13 protein-coding genes are annotated in these 18,693 nt (G+C 49.2%); 1 reads left to right on the plus strand and 12 read right to left on the minus strand.

The genetic code is table 11. From position 1 onward, the window contains the following. Positions 1-99 precede the first annotated feature (99 nt). The 8 genes from JFN88_RS12210 to citZ all read right to left on the minus strand — a co-directional run bounded on the left by JFN88_RS12210 (position 100) and on the right by citZ (position 11,361). The gene (locus tag JFN88_RS12210) at positions 100-1,692 is read right to left on the minus strand and encodes a response regulator (protein ID WP_199019578.1); all 1,593 of its coding nucleotides are present in this window, start codon (positions 1,690-1,692) and stop codon (positions 100-102) included. 1 nt (position 1,693) lies between these two features. Next, complete coding sequence (locus JFN88_RS12215) at positions 1,694-3,433, minus strand: sensor histidine kinase (protein WP_199019579.1); 1,740 nt, start codon at positions 3,431-3,433, stop codon at positions 1,694-1,696. A gap of 374 nt (positions 3,434-3,807) precedes the next feature. After that, the gene (locus JFN88_RS12220) at positions 3,808-4,587 is read right to left on the minus strand and encodes a DeoR/GlpR family DNA-binding transcription regulator (protein ID WP_199019580.1); all 780 of its coding nucleotides are present in this window, start codon (positions 4,585-4,587) and stop codon (positions 3,808-3,810) included. A gap of 2 nt (positions 4,588-4,589) precedes the next feature. Then, positions 4,590-5,540: a sugar kinase gene (locus JFN88_RS12225; RefSeq protein ID WP_199019581.1), complete on the minus strand. Its 951-nt coding sequence runs from the start codon at positions 5,538-5,540 to the stop codon at positions 4,590-4,592. 59 nt (positions 5,541-5,599) lie between these two features. Next, positions 5,600-7,768 carry a DNA helicase RecQ gene (recQ, locus tag JFN88_RS12230; protein WP_199019582.1) on the minus strand — a complete coding sequence of 723 codons (2,169 nt, stop codon included), beginning with the start codon at positions 7,766-7,768 and terminating at the stop codon, positions 5,600-5,602. A gap of 75 nt (positions 7,769-7,843) precedes the next feature. Then, positions 7,844-8,785: a malate dehydrogenase gene (mdh, locus tag JFN88_RS12235; protein WP_199019583.1), complete on the minus strand. Its 942-nt coding sequence runs from the start codon at positions 8,783-8,785 to the stop codon at positions 7,844-7,846. A gap of 32 nt (positions 8,786-8,817) precedes the next feature. Further along, positions 8,818-10,110, minus strand: a complete 1,293-nt coding sequence (gene icd / locus JFN88_RS12240; protein ID WP_199019584.1) for an NADP-dependent isocitrate dehydrogenase — start codon at positions 10,108-10,110, stop codon at positions 8,818-8,820. Between the two features lie 138 nt (positions 10,111-10,248). Beyond that, a complete protein-coding gene (citZ, locus tag JFN88_RS12245) occupies positions 10,249-11,361 on the minus strand; it encodes a citrate synthase (RefSeq protein ID WP_199019585.1) in 1,113 nt (370 codons plus the stop codon). Positions 11,362-11,729: 368 nt separating this feature from the next. Between citZ and JFN88_RS12250 the strand changes: the two genes are divergently transcribed. Continuing rightward, the gene (locus JFN88_RS12250; RefSeq protein ID WP_199019586.1) at positions 11,730-13,250 is read left to right on the plus strand and encodes a Ppx/GppA phosphatase family protein; all 1,521 of its coding nucleotides are present in this window, start codon (positions 11,730-11,732) and stop codon (positions 13,248-13,250) included. 123 nt (positions 13,251-13,373) lie between these two features. On the opposite strand, the gene ppk1 is transcribed toward JFN88_RS12250, so the two are convergent. The 4 genes from ppk1 to pyk all read right to left on the minus strand — a co-directional run bounded on the left by ppk1 (position 13,374) and on the right by pyk (position 18,314). After that, a complete protein-coding gene (ppk1, locus tag JFN88_RS12255) occupies positions 13,374-15,437 on the minus strand; it encodes a polyphosphate kinase 1 (RefSeq protein WP_199019587.1) in 2,064 nt (687 codons plus the stop codon). Between the two features lie 109 nt (positions 15,438-15,546). Continuing rightward, on the minus strand, positions 15,547-15,936 hold the full coding sequence (locus JFN88_RS12260) for an FxsA family protein (RefSeq protein ID WP_199019588.1): 390 nt from the start codon (positions 15,934-15,936) through the stop codon (positions 15,547-15,549). A 17-nt stretch (positions 15,937-15,953) separates the two neighbouring features. Further along, positions 15,954-16,445, minus strand: coding sequence for an acyl-CoA thioesterase (locus JFN88_RS12265; protein ID WP_199019589.1), 492 nt, complete (start codon positions 16,443-16,445; stop codon positions 15,954-15,956). A 114-nt stretch (positions 16,446-16,559) separates the two neighbouring features. After that, a complete protein-coding gene (gene pyk / locus JFN88_RS12270; RefSeq protein WP_199019590.1) occupies positions 16,560-18,314 on the minus strand; it encodes a pyruvate kinase in 1,755 nt (584 codons plus the stop codon). Positions 18,315-18,693 lie beyond the last annotated feature (379 nt).

An 18,693-nucleotide genomic window follows, 5' to 3' on the forward strand; every position in this document is an offset into this window, starting at 1 on the left:
TATTGGCTGTATTTGTTGTGGTTCATCGACATGTCAAGAATACCAAGCCGCCTTTTTGCTTTGAAGGTATTATTCCTGTGTAAATCTGTCTCATATCACTCAAATATTAAAATAGGTTTTCCTGTATTCTTGAGGATAAATCCCTTCTATTTTTCTGAAAAATTTACCGAAATAATTGGAATCAGAATAGCCTACCGCCTCGGAAACTTCATAGATCTTCAACGTTTTATCCTTTAGCAGCTCTTTCGCCCTCTTCAACCGATATCTTGTAATGGAATCCATAATCGTTTCCCCGGTCTCTTTCTTATACAATACGCTCAGGTACGATTCCGAGTAACCCACCGCCCTTGCCAGATCATTCAATTTAATAGTGGTTGCGTACTGCTCCTTGATCATCTGCGCGACCAGTTGTATTTCGGGACGCCATTGATTATCCGCGCAATGATTCAAGTATTGGAAATAAATCCCTATCCAGCCCTGCAGCCAAGTCATAATTCCATCCAGTGTTTCGGCATTTCGAATCGCCTGGAAGGGGAAGCAGTTCTGATACGACGCAATGGAGTAAATATCGCCGCCAACCTCGTTGAGCGATTGTGAAAACAAATGAATAATCTTGATCCATTGTTCCTTGACCTCGCCGGGTTCGACAGTTTGATGCCGGCACATTCGCTCGCCTACGTCGGCAATGAACACTTTAACGGCGTCCTGATCGCGCTGCTCCAACAATTTCGACAACCCCTCATCGCTCCAACTTATTCTGTGGGAGTTTGCCTCCGATTGCGTGAGCGATTTCACGTATACGATTTTGTCGGCACAACCATAAAAGTTGAAGCTTAACGCATGTTCCGCTTCCAGGAATGCTGCGTGTACATCATAGATTTCCGAGAAAGAATTCGATACGCCGCAGCTTATTTCAAGCTTCAAATATCGCTTTATGCTGTCTCTGATTTCTTCAAGCAGCTTCGAAGAAAAGTTGCCTGACAACAGTGAGAATCTTCCTGATTCCAACAAAATCAGCTCTCCTCCGCCATTGCCCCTTACCAACTCCATCATGATATTCGCAACCGACTGAATGAGCAGCTTTTCGCTTTTGAACACATTCGTTTCCAGCACCTGCTGATAGCTGTCGATTTGAAGCATGACAATGCGATAGTTTGCACTCGCCGGGAATTGAAATTCCTGCAGCACTTCGGCAATTTCTAGCTTGCTGCACACTTTCGTAATGATGTCGTAAAATCTCTTTTCGCGAATTTCCTTTTGAAACATTTCGACTTTGAAGTTTAATGACTTCACCTGGTTCAGTTTAGAACGTTCTTGCTCGATTTGCCCCCGTACCACGCTAAGCTTCTTAATAAGCTCTTGGGGCTCCATTGTTAGTTTGAGCACGTAATCCATTGCGCCGAGTTGGAGAGCTGTTCGTACAAATTCAAAGTCATCGTGATTGGATAGAATAATGCTCTTGACAGAAGGATATAATTCCTTCACCCGGCGCAATAACGCTAGGCCATCCATCCGGGGCATGTTGATGTCCGTTAGCAGCAAGTCGCATTCCTCACGCTCCAATATATCAAGCGCCTCCAACCCGTTCGATGCCTCGGCGATTAATTGAAAGCCTTCCTCTTCCCAAGTGATTAACGTCTTCAAGCCAACTCGAACCAAGAATTCATCTTCAACGATGAGCACCTTTATCACATCATTGTTCTCCTTCCTGCAGAGGCCATTGAAGTGTCACTTCAAAGCCCTCATTCTTGATGTTGCGAACGGTTAAGCCGTAGGCTTCGCCAAAATGTAATTTGATGCGCCCATGAATATTATGAAGTCCAATGCCGCTAAATTTAGAGTGAGTTATGGTACGATCTGTGTTGGACGGGTTGCCTTGCGGATCATCGATTGCGTGAATATTGCCCCCGCCATTGTCTCTGATGCGAATCGTAACCGTTCCGTCTCTAATTTCGCCATCAATGAAAATCGAAAGAGGCGTGCTTCTTCCGTGAATAATGCTGTTCTCCACAATAGGCTGCAACGTAAATTTCAAGACATGAGCCCTGAGAAGCTCGGGCGGCAGATGAACCTCCAGAAGCACGTTATTATTAAATCTAATATTTTGCAAGGAAACATAACTGCGGAGAAAGTCAATTTCCTCCGACAACAGCGCCTGCTCCTCATCGTTCTTCATCGAATAGTGCAGCAATTTCCCTAAAGAGGTAATCATCTCGCTGACATGCTCCGCGCCTGACAACTTGGCGGACCATTTAATTGATGTAAGAGTGTTGAACAAAAAATGAGGCTTTACTTGCGCCTGCAATGCCTGAAATCGGGCTTCTTCTTTTCTTTTTTGTTCTTCAGCGACATTTTTGACCAGCATCCCCAAGTTTGAAACCATATCATTGAATTTATGCGTGAGCAATGCCAACTCATCATCGCCCGCACCGATTGGAATCGGCGTGAAGTTTCCAGAGCCTACCTTGCTCATCGAACGATGCAACGTCTTTAATCGCTTCATAATTCGCAACATGATCATGACGAATATGCAACAGCAGCACAGTAGCAGGATCATCAGCCATAATATAGATTGATTGCGCAGGGACTGCAGTTTTTCAGAAAACAGATCGCCGGGAGTAGCTTCAATTAAGCTCCAGCCCAACTGATTGATATGCTGCTCATTGATCAAGTAACGTTGGTCCAGCGCAGCATACGACTGTTCATTCCCGAGCAGCAGTTCTTGATCGTTCATTAGAAACAGCCGTCCGGGAGCAGCTTCCTCAGAGGACAGCGCGGCTGTCAACTCAGGCAATAAGGAAGACATTGGAACCGCGATCATAACAATGCCGTAACTTTTGCCTGTACTTCCCGTTACCAGTCTTGTCATTGTTAAATACTTTTCCGCTTCGGAGCTTGGTTCAAAGCTCATATCCTCTTCGCTAAATAGATTCCAAAGCGGCACGCCTTGCATCGCCTTTGTCGTATTAAACCACCGTTTCGACTTCATCTGCTCATAGACCTTATTGGATTGATACACCGTCCAGGTTGCGGTGAAATGGCCTCTGAAATCAACGACAGCGACATAGGCTTCTGTTTCAAGCAAAAAATCTCTTATATTAAACATCTTTTTGGTTAACGTTTTATATTTTTGGAAGGTGTCGTAATCTACGTACCAGCTGTTATCGGGCGATTGCAAATATTCGATAATTTCCGGATCGTTAATGATCAAATGCGAGGCTTGATACATGCGCTCGGAAGTCGCATTCACCCGATCGGCTAATTTAGCCAGTATCTCTGCACTGGATTGATGAATTTCAGTCATTAAGAGGCGATTGGAGGATTCGTAATACAGCGTGATTGCAACTAAAATCGGAAGCATGATTAAAATCAGAAAAGACAACAAGAGCTTTGTTTGAATGCGCGTGAAAAAAACTTTTAGCTTATGCATCATGTAAACCACCTCGATAGCCGATAAACTGGAAGCCATAATGGCAGACAGAATCAATTGTAAACGCTATCGAGTAAAAGTGAAAAGGTTTTTTTCTATGTTTTTTCAGTATATTCTTTGGGTCATGTAGAAAAACAAAAACGGTTAGAGCTCTCCCCCAGTTCAAGTGCAGGACAACCCACATGAAGAAGCGAGCAAACCCCTGTATTTCAAGCGCTGCTCAAGCAATATGACGAACGACAGGAACAGCTCCATGCAAAGTTCGTGCACGAACTTCACATGGAGCTGTTCCTGTCGTTAAAGATCGCTCTTTCCAGCGCGAAAAACAAACAAAGGCCAACAAGTTCACCCAGACAAAACGACGAGATATCCCGTACTCACTCGCCCTCTGCAACATGGATTTCCAGATTGCATTGCGCAAATGCAGCAGCAAGCTCAAGCGGAAGCTTGCGGTCTGTAATTAATCCGTATAGTTGATCCGGAAGCGCTATGGAAAATAATGATGTATGTCCAACCTTTGTATGGTCGAACAGCGCATACGTTGAGCGTGAGCGCTGGATTAGCGCTTTGGCAATTTGCGCCTCCTGCTCGGAATATACCGTGATTCCGCTATCGGCGGTAATGCCGTCGGCACCGATAAACATCTTGCCGATATTCAAATGCGAGACCATGCCTTCTCCAAGCGGCCCGCACAGTTCAAAGCTGTTATGACGCATAATGCCTCCTGTCACAACAACCTGTATATCGCTGCCGGCAAGTTCCATTGCAATATTGATTGCATTCGTCACAACCGTCATCCCGCGCCGGGTCTTCAATATTTTGGCGAGCAAGTAATTGGTTGTCCCTCCGGAAAGTCCGATCACGTCTCCCTCATGGATGAGGTCGGCTGCCTTGGCTGCTATTCTCTCCTTCTCCAGATACAGAATTCCCGTTTTTTCTGCGAAGGCCAGATCATGCATTCCTCTATACAAAGCTCCGCCGATTGTCCGTATCAGCGGTTCTGTCTTCTCCAATACTTCCAGATCGCGTCTGGCTGTCGCCTCAGAGCAGCCTAATTGATCTACCATTTCCTGAATCGACAATCGTCCCTGCTGCTTAAGCAATTGCATGATTTGTTCTCTGCGCCGCTGTCCCTTGGATACTTGCGCTTCATTCATACTTACCGCTCCACCCACGCTTTATTTCCGAGCTGCTGCTCGACTGTGCTCCAGACCGGGAGCGCCTCCCAATCCCCTTTCATCTGAACAGCCAGGGAACCGCTGATGCTCGCTACCTTTACTGCCTCTACAGCACTCATACCCTTTAGTATGCTATATAGAAAGCCCGCGCAGAACGCATCTCCTGCGCCTACGGTATCCACCACTTCCTTGGCAGGGAAAAACGGCACTTCAGTTCGAACACCTTTATCCAAAATAATAGTCTTCTCTCCGACGCCCTTGATAACGGATACAGCTTTGAGCGCGGACAGCTTCTCAAGAACAACCTCCAGATGATCGGTCTCATAAAGAAGCTGCAGTTCATCCCAGCCAGGAAGAAAGTAATCCGCCTCAGCAGCCAACGGCAGCAACGCTGCTCTAGCTTCATCAAGCGGCCACAACTTCAGCCGCAGATTCGGATCAAAGCTTATTTTCACTCCGGCAGACTTGGCAATCTCCACAGACCTGCGTAAAGTATTCAGGCTGCTGCTGCTAAGGGCGGCTGTTATGCCCGTCACATGCAGCAGCTTGCTGTTGCGGATATAGGCCTCATCCAAATCTTGCGGCTGAATTTTGCTTGCTGCGGAAAGCTTGCGGTAATAATGGACTGCTGAACGCCCGGCAACTCGCTCCCGGAACATCAGGCCAGTTGACTCCCCTTCTACCAGTTTGACCTGCGAAGTGTCTACGCCTTCGCCGCGCAATGTTTTATAGATCATTGTACCGAAGGGGTCCGCCCCAAGGGAGCCAAACCAGCCAACAGAGCCTCCCAGCCGTGCTACGCCGATCGCGACATTGCTTTCTGCACCGCCAAAGCCTTGCAACAGCTGACTAGCCCGCTCCAGTCCCTTGTCCTCAGACGGCATAAACAAGGCCATCGTTTCTCCAAAGGTAATCAAATCCGGTGATCTCATCCTTCCTGCATCCCCCTGTCGCGCCTATGTAAAATCAAGCTAACATTATAAAGTATCGATTATTTCAACTGATATTTGCAAATCACGCCATGAATAGCAAAATAGCTCACTTCGTCGGGTAGCGCATCCTTGAGCGGTCTAAGCTTCTCCGTGCCATGTTCCTGCACTGCTTCAATGATAAGCGGTTCAAGTTCGGGCGGAATAATGCGTTCCCAGTCCAACTTGCAACCTTCCTGACCGCTGCGGATAATGTGTCCTTCTATTGTAACCTTGCCCATTCCGCGGTGATCGGCAATTTCTTCTACACTTGCACCCGAGCAAAACATCTCATACGATATCAAATGGCTGGGGCGCTCCTCATCACTGGAGCTTGTACCGGAACGGGACTCGCGTGCAGGTTGCGGCATTTCGAGTGAAGCTGCCGCAAGCGCTCCAACTGAAGTTTGTCTCCCGTCAAACTGTCGGATGATTTCCAGCAGCGCCGCGCCGTATTTAGCAGCTTTGGCTGCGCCTACGCCTTTGATTGCAAGCAGTTCCTGCTCATTGACCGGACGAGCGTCCGCCATCTCACGCAAGGTGGCGTCGAAGAATAAAATAAACGGCGGTACGTTCTCCATTGCCGCCGCTTCCTTCCGCCATTGGCGAAGAGCATTGAACAAAGGAGAGTCCTGACCGGAAAGCTGACGCACAACGCGCTGCTTGAGCGGCTTGCGCTTTTGCAGCACCTGCCGCTTGCCCTCAAGCACCGGCAGCGCATGCGAGGTCAAACCAACTGTCGGATATGTGCCGTCGCTAACGCGCAAGTAACCCTCAGCCACAAGCCAATAGAGCCATTCCACAATATCTTTCTCGTTCCAGTCCTGAAACAGCCCATAGGTTGTGAGACGATCCAGGCCAAATTCAATAATTCGCTTCTCTCGCGATCCTTTGAGCACTTTGGCTACAAGGGCGACTCCGAAGCGTCCTTTCATTCTGCCGACACAAGACAATGCTTTCTGCGCTTCGCCTGTTACGTCCACCGCCTCTGTCTCATCCAGACAGCTTCCGCATTTCCCACATGGAGACACATCCGCCTCGCCGAAGTATTCGACGATGAACTGCTGCAGGCAGCGCTCGGTACGAGCATAATTCATCATTGTGTACAGCTTGTTAAGCTGAATCGCCTTGCGTCCTTCGTCTGCCGCGCCCTGCTCAATCAGGAAGCGCTGTACCTGAATGTCCTGGGATGCAAACAGCAAGACACACTCGCTTTCCTCGCCGTCTCGTCCTGCTCGTCCAGCTTCTTGATAGTACGATTCAATATCGCCCGGCATCTGGTAGTGAACAACAAACCGCACATTCGGCTTGTCAATGCCCATTCCGAAGGCATTCGTCGCTACGATGACGCGCGCTTCGTCATACCGGAAGCGTTCCTGCGCTCCCGCACGCTCATCATCGGACAAGCCGCCGTGATATTTGACAGCCGAGATGCCTTGCCGGCGCAATTCCTCATGCACACTGTCCACTTCCTTGCGGGTGGCCGCATAGACGATGCCGGACTGGTCAGGTCGCTGTGCAATAAATTCTTTCAGGTATCTTTTCTTGTCTGCTCCCGTTACTACGGACAGTGACAGATTCGAGCGTGCAAAACCAGTGACGAATACATTCGGTTCGTGCAGGGACAGCATCGTCGAAATATCTTTTGCCACCTCAGGGGTCGCCGTCGCTGTAAACGCAGCCACAAGAGGACGCTGTTTCATCCTTCCGATCCAAGAAGCAAGCTGGCGGTAGCTTGGACGGAAATCATGCCCCCACTGAGAGACACAGTGCGCCTCATCAATGGCGATAAGCGGAATTTGCATTTGCTCCATCAATGATGCGAACATCGGGGCATCAAGACGCTCCGGGGCGATATAGAGCAGCTTGTACTCCCCGCCAGCAGCCTTGCGCAGCACATCCCTGTACTCGCTAGCCGATAAAGCGCTATTCAGGTAGGCTGCCGGCACACCAAGCCGATTCAGCGCATCCACCTGATCCTTCATTAAGGAAATAAGGGGAGAGACGACCAATGTCGTCCCTTCAAGCAGCATGGACGGTATTTGGTAGCAGACGGACTTGCCTCCGCCGGTCGGCAGGATCGCCAGCGTATCCCTTCCCTCCATTATGCCGCTAATGATGTCTGCCTGGCCCTTACGGAACGCATCGTATCCGTAAACGCGCTTTAACAGATGTCTTGCTTGATCCAGCATATGTTCCCCTTTCTACAAAACCCAGGTGTAAACAGGAAGACCCTGGCAGCATCTGTCAGGGTCTTCTATGATGTTCTAGCCTGTAATGACTTTTATGACATTCCGAACGGAAACAGCGGATTTGTCAAGTTCTGCTTTCTCGGATTCAGTCAGCTCAAGCTCGAAAATTTTCTCGATGCCGTCGCCGCCCAAGATGACCGGAACGCCCATGAACAAATTGTTATAACCATATTCGCCTTCCAGAAGAGCAATTACCGGAATAATCCGCTTCTTGTCCTTCAGAATGGCTTCTGTCATTTGGACCAGCGATGCAGCAGGCGCATAATAAGCGCTGCCGTTGCCGAGCAGACCCACGATTTCTCCGCCGCCTACCCGTGTACGCTGCACAATCGCCTCGATGCGTTCGGCAGAAATCAGCTTCTCGATCGGGATACCGCCTACGTTGGAGTACCGCACAAGCGGCACCATGTCATCGCCATGACCGCCAAGCACGAAACCGCGGACATCCTCTACCGATACGTTCAGCTCTTGGGCGATAAAGGTACAATAACGGGCCGTATCCAGCACACCGGACTGTCCGATGACACGGTTTTTCGGGAAGCCGAGCGCTTCATTGGCAACGTAGGTCATTGCATCCACCGGGTTGCTCAGAATGATCACATACGCATTCGGGCTAGTTAACTTCACATTTTCACATACGCTTCTTACGATTCCGGCATTGGTATTCACAAGATCATCACGGCTCATTCCCGGCTTGCGGGCAATCCCTGCTGTGATAATGACAACATCGGAATCTTTGGCGTCTTCATAATTGGATGTGCCTGTAATCTTGGCATCTATCCCTTGTACAGGCGTAGATTCCAGCATATCGAGCGCCTTGCCTTTGGTAGGGTTCTCAAGCTGCGGTATATCGACGAGCACAACATCCCCAAGTTCCTTTTGAGCCAGCATCAAGGCAGTCGTTGCTCCGGTAAAACCAGCGCCTACGACCGTAATTTTATGACGTTTGATAGCCATTTCTTATGTTTACCTCCGGAAATGTAATGAGACTACATGTTTTTGATGATTTCGTCAGCAAATGCGGAGCATTTTACTTCTGTAGCGCCTTCCATGAGACGGGCGAAATCGTAAGTTACGATTTTGCTGTTGATGGAAGTTGCCAATCCTTTATAGATCAGGTCAGCCGCTTCTTGCCAGCCCAGATGCTCCAGCAGCATAACGCCGGACAAAATAACGGAACCAGGGTTTACAACGTCCAGATCGGCATATTTCGGCGCTGTGCCGTGAGTAGCTTCGAAGATCGCATGTCCGGTCAGGTAGTTGATGTTCGCTCCTGGAGCGATACCAATTCCGCCAACTTGCGCAGCAAGCGCGTCGGACAGGTAGTCACCGTTCAGGTTCAGCGTTGCGATAACGTCAAAGTCAGTTGGACGAGTCAGAACTTGTTGCAGCGCGATATCGGCGATGGCATCTTTTACGATGATTTTGCCTGCTGCTTCAGCTTCTTTTTGCGCCTTGTTGGCTGCTTCCGTACCTTCCGCTTCTTTGATACGGTCGTATTGTCCCCATGTAAAGGTTTTGTCAGCGAATTCCTGCTCCGCTACTTCATAACCCCAGTTTTTGAACGCACCCTCGGTAAATTTCATAATATTTCCTTTGTGAACCAGGGTTACGGATTTTCTATCATGCTTGATTGCATATTCGATTGCTGCGCGAACCAGTCGCTTGGAGCCCTCGGAGGAAACAGGCTTGATACCGATACCGGATGTTTCCGGGAAGCGGATTTTGTTCACGCCCAGCTCGTTCTTCAGGAACTCGATTACTTTCTTCACTTCAGCAGAACCTTCTTGATACTCGATACCTGCATAGATATCCTCTGTGTTCTCGCGGAAGATAACCATATCAACCAGTTCCGGACGCTTAACAGGCGATGGCACACCATCGAAATAGCGAACTGGACGCAGACAAGTGTACAGGTCAAGCTCTTGGCGAAGCGCAACGTTCAGGGAACGGATACCGCCGCCGATCGGTGTGGTCAAAGGTCCTTTGATGGCAACGATATATTCACGGATAGCTGTCAAAGTGTCAGCAGGCAGCCACTCGCCGTATTCGTTGAATGCTTTCTCACCGGCAAACACTTCGTACCAAGCAAGCTTCTTCTCACCGTTGTATGCTTTTTCTACAGCAGCGTCAAGCACGCGCTTGGATGCGCGCCAAATGTCGCGACCCGTTCCGTCACCTTCAATGAATGGGATAATCGGGTTGTTCGGAACCTGCAATTTACCGTTATCAATTGTAATTTTATCGCCCTCAGTAGGAAGTGCAAACTTTTCAAATGCCATTAAATTTTCCTCCTTATAATCGTGTCAGAAATAAGATTTTATACATGACGGTAGCCGGAAAGCGGACAGCGGCCCGCTCCGGCCTGTGGACAGCACACGTTGCGCAGCCGATTCATACGACTGCTAAAGTGCTATACATTAACGCTGATTAATTGGAATGTAATGCTGACCTACAGGACCGGTATATTCGGCGCGCGGGCGGATGATGCGGTTGTTTTCATATTGCTCAAGAATGTGAGCGGTCCATCCAGACAGGCGGCTGATCGCAAAGATTGGAGTAAACAGGTCGCGCGGAATTTTGAGGGCTGTATATACCGAAGCCGAATAGAAATCGACGTTAGGCTTAAGACCCTTTTGTCCGGTTACAAGGCTTTCAATGCGTATGGACATCTCATACAGCTCCAAATTGCCGGTTAACTTGCCGAGCTCCTTGGACATCTTTTGCAAATGCTTGGCACGCGGGTCGCCATTTTTATACACACGATGACCAAAGCCCATAATTTTGTCCTTATTGTCCAGCTTATGCTGAATGTAGGAATCAACCTTGTCGATGGAGCCAATCTCTTCAAGCATCACCATTACGGCTTCGTTGGCGCCTCCATGCAGCGGACCCTTCAAAGCTCCGATAGCGGAAGTAACACCGGAATAAATATCAGAGAGGGTCGCGACCGTCACGCGGGCAGCAAAGGTTGAAGCGTTAAGCTCATGATCGGCATGCAGCACAAGAGCCTGGTCAAGCGCTTTCACTGCTACTTCATCTGGTTCTTGCCCCGTTAGCATATATAAGAAATTATAGGCAACCGTCACACCCTGTTTTGGAGCAATCGGTCCCAAGCCTTCCCGAATACGCGCAAAAGCGGCTACAACAGTCGGAAGTTGAGCCTGCAATTTAATAGCCTTTTGAAGGTTGGATTCCGGGGACATCTCGTTGGCATCCTCATCATAAAGCGCCAGACTGGAAATCGCTGTGCGCAATGCCGCCATTGAATTGGTATCCTTAGGGTAAAGCTTAATCTGCTGGATGACCTGATCCGGTATTGGCGCATAATTGCCCAATTGTCCAACCAGCTCGTCCAGTTCGGATTGGGTCGGGAGCTTGCCATACCAAAGCAAGTAAGCAACCTCTTCGAATGTAGCATGCTCTGCAAGCTCATCAATATCAATGCCGCGATAAGTAAGCGCGCCATCAATGATGGAGCTGATCGACGAAGTTGTCGCTACGATTCCTTCCAGTCCCTTGGTAGCTGTCATGTTTCTCTCTCCTTTTTACGAAAGAATTGGCTTCAATAATCCCAAATTTCGCGTTACACGCAAACGGCTGTGCCGCATCCGGAAGAGGCGCAGCTCATTTTCGCAAGTAGGAAATACAAGCAGTGCACATAAGCCTGCTTATATTTACTAAAAACAATACGTCCTTTTAATAATAAAGTATTTTGCCGGGGAAGTGAACTCTTTCATCAAATAAAATTGTTTATCGCTATCATAAATTTTTATTTTGATGAGGCATTCCAACATTTTTCCCTTTTTCCAGCATTTTATGACTGGGATTCGAAATGCTTTTTTCAAACGGCCCACAGTGTTAAAATAAAGGTATTCAATTCCAAACTACGGAGGAGCGAATGAAGGAACAGCGCATTGGTATTATAGATATCGGCTCCAATTCCATCCGGCTCGTCATCTATGAACGGACGGTTCACGGAGCGCATCGGGTCATAGACGGCGCCAAACGCGCAGCCAGATTGAGCCAGCAGGTCGATGATAAAGGCAATCTGACAGCATCCGCGATTGGACAACTGATTGACATTCTGAATCATTTCCGCCTGCTTTGCAATCTTCACCATACCGGCTTCATCCGCGCGGTAGCGACGGCGGCGATTCGTAATGCAGCCAACAGCCACGAAGTGCTGGCTCGTCTGGAAGAGGAGACCGGGCTGGTTATTGAACTGCTCTCGGGCCTCAAGGAAGCGGAATACGGCTTTCTGGGAACGATGAACAGTCTGGATATCGAAGACGGTTATCTGGTGGATATCGGTGGCGGCAGTTCGGAATTCTCCCTGTTCCGCGGTCGCAAGCTGATTCGAACAGTTTCTTTTCCTTTTGGCTGCGTCAGTCTGGCCAAACGATTCACAAATGGCGGCCAGATGGACAAAGATCAAATGCAGGCGCTTGAAGCGATGGTAGCAAAGGCTATAGCGTCGGAGCCTTGGATGAAGGAGGGCGCAGGCTTGCCGCTAGTTGCGGTTGGCGGGACAGCGCGCGCCTTCGGCAAGCTTGTTCACGCCAGACAGCGGTATCCATTTGCCCAGACTCACAATTACGCCGTAGAAGGTCGAATGGCAGGCGAACTGCTTGAGGTGCTGCGGCAGCTTCCGCTGGATAAACGCGGGAAGTTCCCGGGTTTGTCTAAAGACCGCGCGGACGTTATTGTACCTGGGCTTGCGGTCCTGAATGCGATTTTCAAAGCCAGCATGGCCTCATCCTTCCTGATTTGCGGATCAGGACTGCGTGACGGGCTGTTCTTCAGCTCCCGCTTTGAAGGACAGCCGCTGCTGCCGAACGTGCTGGAATACAGTGTCAGCAACTTGGCCGCACTGCATCCGGAAGCTCCGCAGGCTTATATTCAACAGGTAAAGCAAACAGCAATGCAACTCATGAGGGAGCTTGATTCAGTCTTCCCATTTCCGGGACGAGCTTATAGATGGCTTGAAGCCGCTGCTATCTTGCATCGAATCGGCGCGAGCATTGACTATTACAGATATGAGGGACATACATTTTACCTGATTATCAATTCCTCCCTGAACGGATTGTCGCACAGGGAAATTATTATAACAGCAGGCATTGCCTCCTTCAAAACGAAGAAAAAGCTGCGGCAACAAACTCTTCCCTATGAAAGCTTGCTTGAGCCTGATGATTTCCAGCACATGATTCGTCTGGGCACATTGCTGCAGCTTGCTATTGCGCTGAACCGGAGCGAGACCCCGACCTTGAAGCAGCTCAGTGTCAGAGTGGACGAGCATACGCTGCACCTCCAGCCTCTTGTAGGTACCGGGCCGCTCACTGTCGAGCATCAGGAGGTCGAGGCGCTTGCGGAGGACTTCAGCAAGGCCTGGGGTCTTCTTCCCGTTCTGTATCCTTGCTAGGCGTTTTGAGGCGGGGAATTAAACAGCTTCGTCTCACGGAGAAATAGACAAAAAGCTGCTGATCGTCATTTATCATGACGATCAGCAGCTTTTGCATATAGTGGTTATTCACGGATTAACTATCTATAGCAAGTTTTTCCAATTCTCGATTTTCATCGCCTCAAATTGGCTGCGGAACGGAGCGCCTTCGCGGGTAACGGTTGTGTAAGTGCCATTTGACTGCAATTCACGATTCTTGACATTGTCATTAAGGCTCAGCATCAGAATATTAATCAGAATATTTCGCAGCTCACCATCCAGAACCGGACACATCAGTTCAACGCGGCGCGACAAATTGCGCGTCATCCAGTCGGAGCTGGACAGATAGACTTCCTCCTCGCCGCCATTGTGGAAGTATGAGAGTCTGGAATGCTCCAGAAAGCGGTCCACAATACTGATGACGCGAATATTCTCACTCCGCCCCGGAACGCCCGGACGAAGGCAACATACGCCTCGCACAATCAACTCGATTTTCACTCCCGCTTGAGAGGCCTCATACAGCTTGTCAATCATGTCCTGATTGGAAAGCGAGTTCATCTTGGCAATAATTTTCGCAGGCCGTCCGGCAAGCGCATGATCTTTCTCCCGATCAATCAGTTCAAATAATCGTTCTTTCAGATTCGTGGGAGCTGCTGCGAAAGCTTTCCAGTTATGCGGAACAGAATACCCGGTTACTTCGTTAAACAGAGCCGATGCGTCGATGCCGATAACCGGATGTGAAGTGAATAGTCCAATATCGGTATACAGCTTGGCCGTACTCTCGTTATAATTCCCGGTGCCAACATGAACATAGCGTCTGAGCGTATCCTCTTCCCTACGAACAACCAGCACCATTTTCGCATGAATTTTCAGTCCGATCAGTCCGTATACAACGTGACAGCCAGCTTTCTCAAGCTGTCTTGCCCAAGCAATATTGCGCTCCTCGTCAAACCTTGCCTTCAGTTCCACGATGACCGTCACTTGTTTGCCCTGTTCTGCAGCCTTGGTCAGGGCCTGTACCAGACTGGAGTCGCCGCTGACGCGGTAGAGCGTCATCTTGATGGCCAATACGTCAGGGTCATCCGCGGCCTGAGTGACAAAATCATTGAATGCCTCGAACGATTCATAGGGATGATACAGCAGCACATCCCTGCGTCTGATCACCTCGAACAAATCATCCGATTCCTCGAATTCCTCCGGATAGACAGGCTCCAGCTTTCCGTACCGTAAATGTTCACGGCCTGGAACAAGGCCGTTCAGCTTCATCAGAAAACTAAGGTCCAGAGGACCGTCAATCTCAATCGTATTGTCTCCAATTTCCAACTCTTCCTTCAAAATCTCCAACGCATACGGATGCATGTCCCTGGCGATCTCCAGGCGCACGGGCATGCCCCACCGCCGCCTGCGCAGCTCCTTCTCAATTTCCTCCAGCAAATCTTCCGCCCCTTCTTCATTGAGCGTCAAATCCGCATTGCGAGTAAGCCGGAATGCATCCACGGTAGCCGGTATATAGCCATTGAACAAGGTGTCCATATGTTTCTCAATTAAATCTTCGAGCAGAATAAATTCCGTCCGTTTGCTGTTTATTTTCCCGGGGATCTGCACAAGCCTTGGCAAAATAGACGGGACCTGCACAATTGCAAACAGCGGCTCCTCTTCCATCTCGCTGCCTTCCTTATGCAGTAGTACAGCCAAATAAAGCTCTTTGGTATGTACAAGCGGAAAAGGCCGGCTCTGATCTACTGCCATGGGGGTAAGAACGGGGAAGACAATTTCCCTAAAATAGATTTCCATTGCCGATTGCTGTGTTGAGGTCAAATCTTGCAGCCTGCGAAAACGAATGCCTTCCTTCTCCAAGCCGCGCAGTGTCTCTCTGTAGGTACGGTACTGCTCGGCAACCATAGCGGATGTATGCTTGAGCAGTCTGATCCACAATCCGCCTGGCGTATAGCCGGTAAAATCTTTTTTATGATAGCCTGCTTTAATCTGGTCCTGGATACCGGCGACACGAACGCTCATAAACTCGTCCAGATTACTTGATACGATAGCCAAAAACTTCATTCTCTCAAGTAATGGCGTATCTGGATGCTGAGCCTCGGAAAGCACTCTGCGGTTAAACTCAATCCAGCTTAAATCCCTGTTGACATAGTGAGACAACTGCTTTGTCATGACCTGTTTCCTCCCCCGTGTATGCCCTCATTATCCTATCCATTTGTTAAATGGATGTTAGTGGATTGTGATGAGAATGTAAATTCCAGATATAAAGGACACGAAGCCGTTACCATCTGCGGATGCTCACACTGCCTTTGCGAACTTTTGCTTCCATCCATCCCAGCAGCCATCCCCGATAATAAGGCCTAGTAAGGGGGAAGATCAACGAAAACCCGATAAGGTCTGTAATAAAACCTGGAACAATGAGAAGTAATGCACCAAGCAGCACGCATAAGCCATCGAGCATCATCAGACCCGGGATTTGGCCGCTTTGCATTTGACGTTGTGCCTCCAGAAGCAGTCGAAGTCCCTCTTTGCGGGCCAAATAGACACCCGTTACCGAGGTCAACAGGATAAGGATGAACGTTGTCCAGCCCCCGATCCAGGCAGTCATCTTGATCATACCCCACACTTCAATGACGGGCAAAATGAGAAGAAGCCCAATAAACCATTTCATGCGCCATGCACCTCCTTCTATTGATTATCGTCTAACGCTGCCCTTTGAATCAAGGCGTACAGCTCAGGAGCGGCTTTGTCCAACCGTGCAGGCCGGAAATTCCGGTCCACCCATACATGACGGGTCCCCCCTTCTACAAGCAGTTCTCCAGGCGGCTCCGCATACAGGCCAAGCAGTTCTTCTGTAGTTTCTCCCACTAGCCTGATTTGGGATTCAAATGCTAACCTGAGCGGGCTGAATTCCTTCATTCGCGTGCAAACTACAATTTGATCGTCATATCGGGCCGGCTTGACAAAGCGGCATTCAAGCTCCGTCACCGGAAGCAGCATGCCCTGTTCTTCAATTGCAGCGTACGGTATGCCCGCATATCGGACCCATTCCGTCCTTCCGATTTCGAACCAGTTGACGTAATTGGCATGGAAAACAACCTGCATCCTGTCTGTCTCCTGATAACGCACTCTTAAAGGATGAACATGCCAGCGAGTTGCCGGTATATGTCTTTGTATCATTCCATAACCCCTTAATGAACCTGAATATAAGTCAAGAGCGACGGCAGATAGCACCATCGCTCTTGACTGTATGTTCTGAGTAACCTGCTTTTACAAGCGGGTATTTACGTTGAATTACATTACTTTGGCTTGTCCGGAGTAAATAACCCCTGCTTCGCTGTATACGGTAACTTCCATGCCGTCCTGCAACAATCCCAGCGCGTTCTCGACGCCAAGTACAACCGGGATTCCCAGGTTCAGGCCTACTACTGCCGCATGGCTTGTAATACCGCCTTGCTCAATAATAAGCGCAGCTGCCTTTTCAATGGCAGGCATATATTCTTTGTCTGTCGAAGTGGCTACAAGAATAGCTCCAGCTTCTGTCTTGGCAACTGCCTCCTCAGCGGAGCGAGCCACTACAATTTTACCGGTTGCGCTTTGGCTCCCGATGCCTTGGCCTTTTGCCAGCAAATCGCCGACATGGTGGATTTTAATGAGATTCGTCGTTCCTGAGCGGCCAACCGGTACGCCCGCTGTAATAATAACGGTATCGCCAAGCTGTACGTGGCCGGACTCAATACCGCCGCGAACTGCGATTTCGAACATTTCATCGGTCGTTGTAGCCGATATGCCTTGAACAGGGATGACTCCCCATGTAAGTGCAAGACGGTGAATCACTTTCGGATCAGGCGTAACTGCGATGATTGGAGCTTTTGGACGATACTTGGAAATCATGCGGGCCGTATAACCGCTCTCGGTAGACGTAATGATCGCCTTTACCTCCAGATCCAATGCGGATTTCGCAACAGACTGGCTGATCGCCTCCGTAACCGTGGTTTGCTGGGCATTCGCCTGTTTGGTGAATATTTCGCGGTATTCCAGCGCAGCTTCCGTACGCTTGGCGATTCGTGCCATTGTTTGCACGGATTCTACCGGATATTTACCTGCCGCGGTTTCCCCGGAGAGCATGATCGCGTCCGTGCCGTCAAAAATGGCATTTGCCACGTCGCTCGCTTCAGCGCGAGTCGGACGCGGGTTCCGCTGCATGGAATCCAGCATTTGCGTAGCTGTAATTACCGGTTTGCCTGCGCGGTTACACTTCTCAATCATTTGCTTTTGAACGAGCGGAACTTCCTCAGCCGGAATCTCCACGCCGAGATCTCCACGCGCAACCATCAGACCGTCAGACACTTCCAGAATTTCATCCAGATTGTCAACGCCCTGCTGATTTTCAATTTTGGAGATGATTTGAATATGTCCTGCGTTGTGCTTCTCAAGCAGTTCGCGGATTTCCAGCACGTCGCTTGCTTTGCGCACGAATGAAGCCGCTACAAAATCAATGCCTTGCTCAATACCAAAAATAATATCGTTGGCATCTTTCTGCGTAATACCTGGCAGGGAAATATTAACGCCAGGGACATTAACGCCCTTCTTGCTCTTGATTTGTCCGCCGTTTACGATACGGCAGTGAATTTCAGTGCCTTCAACCTTTTCCACATTCAGGCCAATCAGGCCGTCATCGATCAGGATCGTCGAACCAATAGTGACATCCTCCGGAAGGTTGCTATACGTTACAGGGATACGGGTACGGTCGCCAAGAATTTCTTCTGTCGTCAGTACAATCGCATCATCCTGAATCAGTTCAATCGGCTCTTCTTTCAGTTTGCCCAAACGAATTTCAGGTCCTTTCGTATCAAGCAGGACCGCTACATTCGTTCCAAGTTCCTTGTTCGCCAGCTTGATGTTGATGATCCGGTTGCCGTGCTCTTCAAAATCTCCGTGGGAGAAATTAAGACGGGCAACGTTCATGCCAGCTTGAATCAGTTTCTTTGTATTCTCCAGCGACTCGCTGGAAGGTCCAATCGTACACACAATTTTCGTTTTGCGCATGTTAGGTTTCCTCCGTTAAACAAGCATAAATGACTCCGATACCTTTGGCAGTCGAAGCTTCGTTTCTCATCAAATCTGAACAATCCATTGAAAGCCACCCCGTCAGTTGCCCGAATCTCACAGGCAAGCGACTCCGTCCATAGGAAGACGAAGCTGTTCAGGTGAATTGCATTTTTCTAGCGGTTCACACTTGCGGGGTCCGCAAGGCCTGTCAGAACAACGAGTTGTTGCAACGTTCTGACACCCTCTCACACAGAAATACAAGTCAAGATAGAACATTGTTCCTGTTCTATACATGGCTTGTATCTCAAGCGTCAACAGCCTGCCGACGGCAGAAACAACATTTTCAACCTGGAAATATAAGGATTGCCCAAAAACA

Origin of the sequence: Paenibacillus roseus, from assembly GCF_016424485.1 — a bacterium.
Classification (GTDB): Bacteria; Bacillota; Bacilli; order Paenibacillales; family Paenibacillaceae; genus Paenibacillus_D; species Paenibacillus_D roseus.

Bases quoted from the DNA above. Each gene is read 5' to 3' on its own strand.
- JFN88_RS12250 (WP_199019586.1), top strand. From the start codon at position 11,730: ATGAAGGAACAGCGCATTGGTATTATAGATATCGGCTCCAATTCCATC.
- ppk1 (WP_199019587.1), bottom strand. From the start codon at position 15,437: ATGACAAAGCAGTTGTCTCACTATGTCAACAGGGATTTAAGCTGGATT.
- pyk (WP_199019590.1), bottom strand. From the start codon at position 18,314: ATGCGCAAAACGAAAATTGTGTGTACGATTGGACCTTCCAGCGAGTCG.
- icd (WP_199019584.1), bottom strand. From the start codon at position 10,110: ATGGCATTTGAAAAGTTTGCACTTCCTACTGAGGGCGATAAAATTACA.
- JFN88_RS12225 (WP_199019581.1), bottom strand. From the start codon at position 5,540: ATGAGATCACCGGATTTGATTACCTTTGGAGAAACGATGGCCTTGTTT.
- JFN88_RS12265 (WP_199019589.1), bottom strand. From the start codon at position 16,445: ATGATACAAAGACATATACCGGCAACTCGCTGGCATGTTCATCCTTTA.
- mdh (WP_199019583.1), bottom strand. From the start codon at position 8,785: ATGGCTATCAAACGTCATAAAATTACGGTCGTAGGCGCTGGTTTTACC.
- JFN88_RS12215 (WP_199019579.1), bottom strand. From the start codon at position 3,433: ATGATGCATAAGCTAAAAGTTTTTTTCACGCGCATTCAAACAAAGCTC.
- JFN88_RS12260 (WP_199019588.1), bottom strand. From the start codon at position 15,936: ATGAAATGGTTTATTGGGCTTCTTCTCATTTTGCCCGTCATTGAAGTG.
- citZ (WP_199019585.1), bottom strand. From the start codon at position 11,361: ATGACAGCTACCAAGGGACTGGAAGGAATCGTAGCGACAACTTCGTCG.
- JFN88_RS12220 (WP_199019580.1), bottom strand. From the start codon at position 4,587: ATGAATGAAGCGCAAGTATCCAAGGGACAGCGGCGCAGAGAACAAATC.
- recQ (WP_199019582.1), bottom strand. From the start codon at position 7,768: ATGCTGGATCAAGCAAGACATCTGTTAAAGCGCGTTTACGGATACGAT.